The following is a 6,570-nucleotide window of genomic DNA, read 5'->3' as shown; positions in this document are numbered from 1 at the left end:
CGCGCATGACGAGCTTGTCCTGCGCGTGCGCGAGCGCGTCCGGGCCGGGGTGCACGCGCGCGTCGGGGAACCGGGCGAACAGGTGGTGCAGCCGCTCGTCGGGGCCGAACGGGGGCGCGTCCGCCGCGCCGAGCACGTTCGCCATCACGACGGCGGGCGCGACCAGGTCGGTCGAGCCGAGCGGGTAGTCCAGGACGGCGCGCACGTGCTGCTCGAACTGGGAGGTGCGGGAGCCCTCGATGGTCCAGTGCCCGGAGTTGTGCGGGCGCATCGCCAGCTCGTTGACGACCAGGCCGTCCTCGGTCTCGAACAGCTCGACGGCGAGCAGCCCGACCACGCCCAGATCGTCCGCGTCGCGCAGCGCCAGGTCCTGGGCCTGCGCGGCGCGGTCGGCGTCCGGCGCGGGCGCGAGCACCTCGACGCAGATGCCGTCCTTCTGCACCGTCTCCACCAGCGGCCACGCCGCGCCCTGGCCGAACGGGGAGCGCGCGACGAGCGCGGCCAGCTCGCGGCGCATCGCCACGCGCTGCTCGACCATCAGCGGGGTGCCCGCCTCCAGCAGCTCGGCGACCAGGCGCTCGGCCTCCTCGGCGGAGTCGAGCATCCACACGCCCCGGCCGTCGTAGCCGCCGCGCACCGCCTTGAGCACGCACGGCCAGCCGTGCTCGTCGCCGAACGCGACCGCGTGCGCGGGCTCGGTGACCTCGGCGAACGGCGGCACGGGCAGGCCGAGCTCGGCGAGCTTGACGCGCATGACGAGCTTGTCCTGCGCGTGCGCGAGCGCGTCCGGGCCGGGGTGCACGCGCACGCCCTCGGCGACCAGGGCGCGCAGGTGCTCCTGCGGGACGTGCTCGTGGTCGAAGGTGACGACGTCGCAGGACTTGGCGAACCCGCGCAGCGCCTCCAGGTCGGTGTGCGAGCCGAGGTCGACGTCGCGGGCGACCAGCGCCGCCGGGTCGGACTCGCTCTGGGCGAGCACGCGCAGCGACTGGCCGAGGGGGATGACGGCCTGGTGGGTCATCCTGGCGAGCTGGCCGCCGCCGACCATGCCGACGACGGGAAGACGGGTTCGGGAGTCCACGGACCGGGGAGTCTAGCTGCGCGAACGGGGGACCCCCGCACGCGCCTCGCGGCGTGCGGGGGTCCCCGGCGTCGGGCGTTCGGCCCAGCCGGTCGCGCGGCGGTCCGGCGCGGTCAGGCCGCGGCCTTCTTGACGCGGCGCAGCGCGAAGGCGAACAGGGCGGCGGCGAGCGCGAGGAACAGGACGCCCTCGATCAGCCGGAACGTGCCCAGGCGCTCGGCGGGGTGGTACTGCTCCAGGAAGTGCGTGAGGCCGCTGTCCTTCAGGCACCCCTGGAACCACGCCTGGTCGGCGGACTCGGGGCCGTAGCACCGCGGCGGCACGGTCCCCAGCACCCCGTCCGCGTTGGCGTAGCCGCCTTCGAAGTACAGGGCCTGGTCCTTCGCAGGCCCCAGCGGGCGGATGTCCTCCCCGACCGGCGCGAAGGTGGTGTGCGGGCTCTGGTAGCGGCCCCGCAGCCAGAGCTCCACGACGACCTTGGTGAGCAGGCCGACGACCAGGGTCAGGCCCACCGCGAGCACCGTGCGGCGGACCAGCGCGGCGATCGCGAGGCCGAGCGCGAAGCCGAACAGCGCGTACGCGGCCTGGAGCGCCGGGTGGTACTCGAAGCCCTCCTCGAACATGTTGACCGAGACGTAGCGCGGGACGTCGTTGATCGCGTTCGCCATCAGGTGCGCCGTGCCGCCGAGGACCGCGCCGATGAGCGCGGCGACCGCGCCGAGCAGCACCGCCTTGCCGACCAGCCAGCGGGCGACCGGCAGGTCCTGGGTCCAGGCGACCACGTTCGTGCGCTGGTCGTACTCCCAGGCCAGCATCGGCGCACCCCACACGGCGCCGATGAAGGTCCCGTAGAGCATCAGCCCGCCGGGGAGGGTGAGGCCCAGCCCGGTGTAGTCGCCCCAGCCCTGGGCCGGGTAGCCGTTGGCCGCCTCGTCCAGGAAGGCGGCGCGGACCAGCAGCATCCCGGCGACGCCGACCAGGGCGATCGCGAGGGTGCCCAGTACGGTCCACCGGTGCTGGCGCCAGGTGAGCCAGGCGAGGTCGCCCCAGCCGACGCGGGCGCGGGTGCGGACCCCAGGTCGGTCGGCGGCGCGCTTCCCGGTCGTGCTGTCGGTGGTGGCGCTCATTCGGCACCGCCCTTCCTGCTCTCGGCGAGGCGCGCGAGCACGTAGTCCTCCAGGGTGACCGCTCGTTCCACCCACCGGTCCGCGACGGGCGGGCGCGGGCCGTCCGGCAGGCGCACCAGGAAGGTGGACTGGTTGGCGCTGTGCCTGGCCTCCACGACCTGCCCCGGCACCGGTGGCGCGTCCGAGCGCGGGCCGGTGTACGCGGCGTGGCGGGCCAGCAGGCCGTCCACGTCGCCGTCCGCGAGCAGGCCGCCGTTCGAGAGCAGCAGCAGGTGGTCCGCGACGCCGGTCAGCTCGGTGATCACGTGCGTGGACAGCACGACGGTCGTGCCGGTCTCGGCGACCTCGTCGAGCAGCGCGGCGGCGACCTCGCGGCGGGCCAGCGGGTCCAGGTTGGCCAGCGGCTCGTCGAGCAGGAGCACGTCCGGGCAGGAGCCGAGTGCCAGCGCGAACGCCACCTGGGCCTGCTGGCCGCCGGAGAGCTTGCCGCAGGCGCGGGTGCGGGGGACCTCAAAGCGGTCCAGCCAGGCGTCGGCCTTGGCCTGGTCCCACGCGGTGTTCAGCCGGGCACCCATGGTGAGGGCGTCGCGGGCGGTGAAGCTCTTGTAGAGCGGTTTGTCCTGCGCGACGAACGCGACGCGGCCCCCGGCGTCCACGCTGCCCGCGTCGGCCTTGAGCAGTCCCGCGAGGACGCTCAGCAGCGTCGTCTTGCCCGCGCCGTTCGCGCCCACCAGCGCGGCGACCCGGCCCGCGGGCAGGTCGAACGAGCAGTCGCGCAGGGCCCACGTGCCGCCGTAGCTCTTGCCGAGCCCGGACGCGCGGACCGCGCTGCTCACAGCGGTCGTCATCCGATTTCCCCCTCGTCGACGAGGACCGAGCGCACGAGCGCCTCGACGTCCTCGGTGTCCAACCCCGCCGCCCGCGCGTCGCGGACCCACTCCGCCAGCCTGGTGCGCAGGGGGCCCATGACCTCGGGGTCCGCGCTGCCCAGGGCGGCTTTCACGTAGGTCCCCGAGCCCTGGCGCGCCTCGACCAGTCCCGACATCTCCAGCTCCCGGTAGGCCTTGAGCACGGTGTTCGCGTTGACGCCGCTGGTGGTGACGACCTCGCGCACCGGTGGAAGGCGGTCTCCCGGTGAGAGCCAGCCCATCCGCAGGGCCTCGCGGACCTGGCGGACGAGTTGGAGGTAGGCGGGGAGACCGCTGGTCCGGTCTATGCGGAACTCCACTGGCACCTCCCAAGTGTTCTACTGTTGTAAGACACTAGATAACAGGTACACCTGAGGTGGAGTCAAGTGGCGCGCGGGGTGGGGCGATGGGGGGCGAATTCACCCGATCTGGGGGCTGGCCAAGGGCGTGCGGATGGGGTGCTCCGGCTGTCAGACTTTGTTGTGCGGGGGCGGGAGCAGGGCGTGTGAGCAGCGATGACGGACGGATGGAGGGAGAGGTGGCCGATGAAGGTCGAGTGATGAGCGGCGGGGCGGCGCGGGACGTCAGGCGCCGTTCGACAGCCAGTGGTCGGGGATGGCGTCCGGGGCCCGCTCCCAGACGGAGATGCCGAACTCGCCCCACTGCAGGAGGTCCGGCTCGGGCAGCGCCCTTCCCGCACGCGCGGCCACGACCAGTCGGGCGACCTCGGCAGCGGCACCACCTTCAGGCAGGTCCCCCAGCGCCGCCTGAAAGCACCGCAGCGCACCGTCCAGGTCACCCTGCCGCCAACGCGCCCGCCCGAGCAGCACCCGGCACGTGCCGCGCTCCTCGGCGATCGGGAGGACCTCCGAGTTGGTGGTGGCGTTGTCGCTTGCGCTGGAGTCGGGGGCAGCGCTCGGTGCCGACACGGGGCCAGCGCTGACTCTGGAACTGGCCTCGACATCGGGGTCGTTCCCGGCGTTGGGGTCGTCCCCGGCAGTGGGGTCGCCCCCGGCGTTGGGGTCGCCCCCGGCAATGGGGTCGTTCCCAGCAGTGGAGCCACCCCCGACACCGGGGCTGTTCCCGGCATCGGGGTCGCCCTCAGCACCAGGGTTGCCCTCGACAGTGAGGCCGTTAGCGGCATCGAGGTCCTTCCCGACATTGGGGCCGTCCTCGGTACCGGGGGCGTTCCCCGCATCGAGGTCGTTGCCAGCATCGGGGTCGCTCTCGACATTGAGGTCGCTCTTGGCATCGGCATCGACACCGGAGTCGATCTCGACATCGCTCCCGACGTTGGGGCCGTTCCCAGCATCAGCATCATTCGCGGCATCGGCATCGGCATCGGGATTGGAGGCAGCGGTAGAGGCAGTGATAGAGGCAGCAGTGGCGGCAAGACCGGAATCGGGATTGGGCGTGGAGGTGAAGGTGGGCGTAGAGGTGGAAGTGGGGGTGGTGAGGGCTTCGGCGATTGCCTCGTTGTAGGTCGCTTCGGCTCGGGACAGGCGGGTGATCGCGTCCGTCCAGTTGCCCGCTTGGTAGGCGAGGACGCCCAGTTCGCGTTCCGCCCAGGCGACGCCCAGGGCGTTGCCCGCTGCGCGCTGCCACTCCATCAGTTCGACCAGGCAGCGTGCGACGCCTGCGGTGTTCCCGCGTGTGCGTTGGACGCTGGCCAGGGCGTCCAGCGCGAACAGGTGACCATCCAACGACTCGGGGGTCAGCCGGGACTGACAGCGGGCGCGCCAGACCGACAGCATCCGCTCGGCCATCAGCTCGGCCGTGTCGTGCGCGCCTACCTGGGCGTACGTGAGCATCGCGCAGTGCAGTGCCGCGGACACCTCGGGGGCGAGCGGGAAGCGGTCGGCCAGTTCGATGGTGGTCGTGCGCAAGCGGTCGACCTCGTGAGTGGTGCTCTCCGGGGAGAGGCTGGCCCACAGGTGGCCCAGGAGGGCTGCTGCATCACCCACCTCGCCGTAGGTCATGAGGCTTCGAGCGGTTGACAGCGGATCGGGGAACGGTTGCATCTGGGCGTACTTCCCGGTTCTGGCGATTCCTTTGAATTGGAATCAGGAGTGGCGACAGGAGCGACAACAGGAGTAGCAGTGGGGCGCGAGTTTGATCGGGTTAGTGCTTTATCCATGAAGCCTTGAGGGCTTTTCGCAGTGGCTTCTCTCGGCGACCTTACAATTCTTCGGCCACATCAGCAGGGGTCACAAATGGGTGGTTTGTGTAGCGATCGGGTTACTCAGAGTGGTTATGGTGGGAGGCATGGCGGTAGGGACCACGCGCGCCAAGCGCAGACTCGGCAGGCACGTGCGGCCCATCATGGAGCGGGCCGGGGTGGCGGCTCCCGAGGTCGCGCGGCTGGTCCGGACGTCCAAGGACACGGTGCACCGGCTGCTGTCCGGCATCCACCTGCCGCACTACCCGACGTTCCTCGCGATCATGACCGTCCTGCGGGCCACCGACGAAGAGATCGCCGAGGGCACCTCGCTGTGGGAGCGCGCCGCGCAGGACGCGGTCAAGGTCGAGCACGCCTCGGCGCTCTCCCCCGGCTACCTGCGCTTCCGCCGCGACGAGGGCGAGGCCCACCGGGAGCGGGCGCTCGACCCCATGCTCATCCCCGGTCTGCTCCAGCTCGGGGAGTACGCGGACGAGCTGGGGCGGCGCGCGCCCTCGCTGACCCGCGGCAAGGGGTGGGCGGCGCGGGCGACGGCCGAGCGGTTGGACCGGCAGGCGCTGCTCAGCCGGTCACCCGTCCCGCTGGACTACCGGCCGCTCATCGACGAGGGCGCGCTGCACCGGGTGGTGGGTGGTCGGGAGCTGATGGCGCGGCAGCTGGAGCACCTGCTGGTCGTGGGCGAGCGGGAGAACGTCACCATCCGGGTGCTGCCGTTCTCCGCGGGCGCCTACGGGTCGCACTTCGGTGCGCTGAACCTGCTGGAGTACCCCGAACCCGACGAGCCGCTGTCGGTCTACGTCGAGAGCTACGAGGGCGTGCGCGCGGTGGACGACGCGCAGGCGGAGAAGACGCTGGTCGCCGTCTGGGAGGACGCGGCCCGGCACGCGCTCGACCCCGAGGAGAGCGCGCGGCTGATCCGGGAAGTGAGGGACACCAGGCATGGCTGACCAGCGGTGGCGCAAGTCCAGCCGCAGCACGACGAACCCCGACTGCGTCGAGCTGTCGATCACCCCGGACACCACCGCGGTCCGCGACAGCAAGAACCCCTCCGGAGGACGGTTGAGGTTCGGGTGGAGCAGCTTCAGCGGCTTCCTCGACGGGATCAGGAGCGAGGAGAGGAGCGAGGAGAGGAGCGAGCGGACAAGCAGGCAGAAAGGCTGAACCCGGCAACCCGGCAACCCGGCAACCCGGCAACCCGGCAACCCGGCAACCCGGCAACCCGGCAACCCGGCAACCCGGCAACCCGGCAACCCGGCAACCCGGCAACCCGGCAAC

General features: G+C 71.9%; 7 protein-coding genes. 2 read left to right on the top strand and 5 right to left on the bottom strand.

Annotation, left to right across the window (positions count from 1 at the left end):
* The 5 genes from ACTUAL_RS28835 to ACTUAL_RS28815 form a co-directional block, all read right to left on the bottom strand.
* Positions 1-1,081, bottom strand: a 1,081-nt coding sequence (locus tag ACTUAL_RS28835) for a 5-(carboxyamino)imidazole ribonucleotide synthase (protein ID WP_440902443.1), incomplete at its 3' end; no start/stop codon positions are given.
* A 113-nt stretch (positions 1,082-1,194) separates the two neighbouring features.
* Positions 1,195-2,208 (bottom strand): hypothetical protein, encoded by a 1,014-nt coding sequence (locus ACTUAL_RS28830; protein ID WP_440902442.1) that lies wholly within the window; start codon positions 2,206-2,208, stop codon positions 1,195-1,197.
* Positions 2,205-3,056, bottom strand: a complete 852-nt coding sequence (locus tag ACTUAL_RS28825) for an ABC transporter ATP-binding protein (protein ID WP_440902441.1) — start codon at positions 3,054-3,056, stop codon at positions 2,205-2,207. Before ACTUAL_RS28825 ends, ACTUAL_RS28830 begins: the two co-directional genes overlap by 4 nt.
* A complete protein-coding gene (locus ACTUAL_RS28820) occupies positions 3,053-3,436 on the bottom strand; it encodes a GntR family transcriptional regulator (protein WP_440902440.1) in 384 nt (127 codons plus the stop codon). Before ACTUAL_RS28820 ends, ACTUAL_RS28825 begins: the two co-directional genes overlap by 4 nt.
* Before the next feature lie 264 nt (positions 3,437-3,700).
* Positions 3,701-5,095, bottom strand: coding sequence for a hypothetical protein (locus ACTUAL_RS28815; RefSeq protein ID WP_440902439.1), 1,395 nt, complete (start codon positions 5,093-5,095; stop codon positions 3,701-3,703).
* 286 nt (positions 5,096-5,381) lie between these two features.
* Here ACTUAL_RS28815 and ACTUAL_RS28810 point away from each other — a divergent pair, with 286 nt between their 5' ends.
* Both ACTUAL_RS28810 and ACTUAL_RS28805 read left to right on the top strand, forming a co-directional pair.
* A complete protein-coding gene (locus tag ACTUAL_RS28810) occupies positions 5,382-6,242 on the top strand; it encodes a helix-turn-helix domain-containing protein (RefSeq protein ID WP_440902438.1) in 861 nt (286 codons plus the stop codon).
* Complete coding sequence (locus ACTUAL_RS28805; protein WP_440902437.1) at positions 6,235-6,456, top strand: DUF397 domain-containing protein; 222 nt, start codon at positions 6,235-6,237, stop codon at positions 6,454-6,456. The genes ACTUAL_RS28810 and ACTUAL_RS28805 overlap by 8 nt, the downstream gene beginning before the upstream one ends.
* Positions 6,457-6,570 lie beyond the last annotated feature (114 nt).

The organism is Actinosynnema sp., from assembly GCF_052038725.1.
Note: the sequence above shows the minus strand (reverse complement) of the source record. Positions and strands in the feature narration are given on the sequence as shown.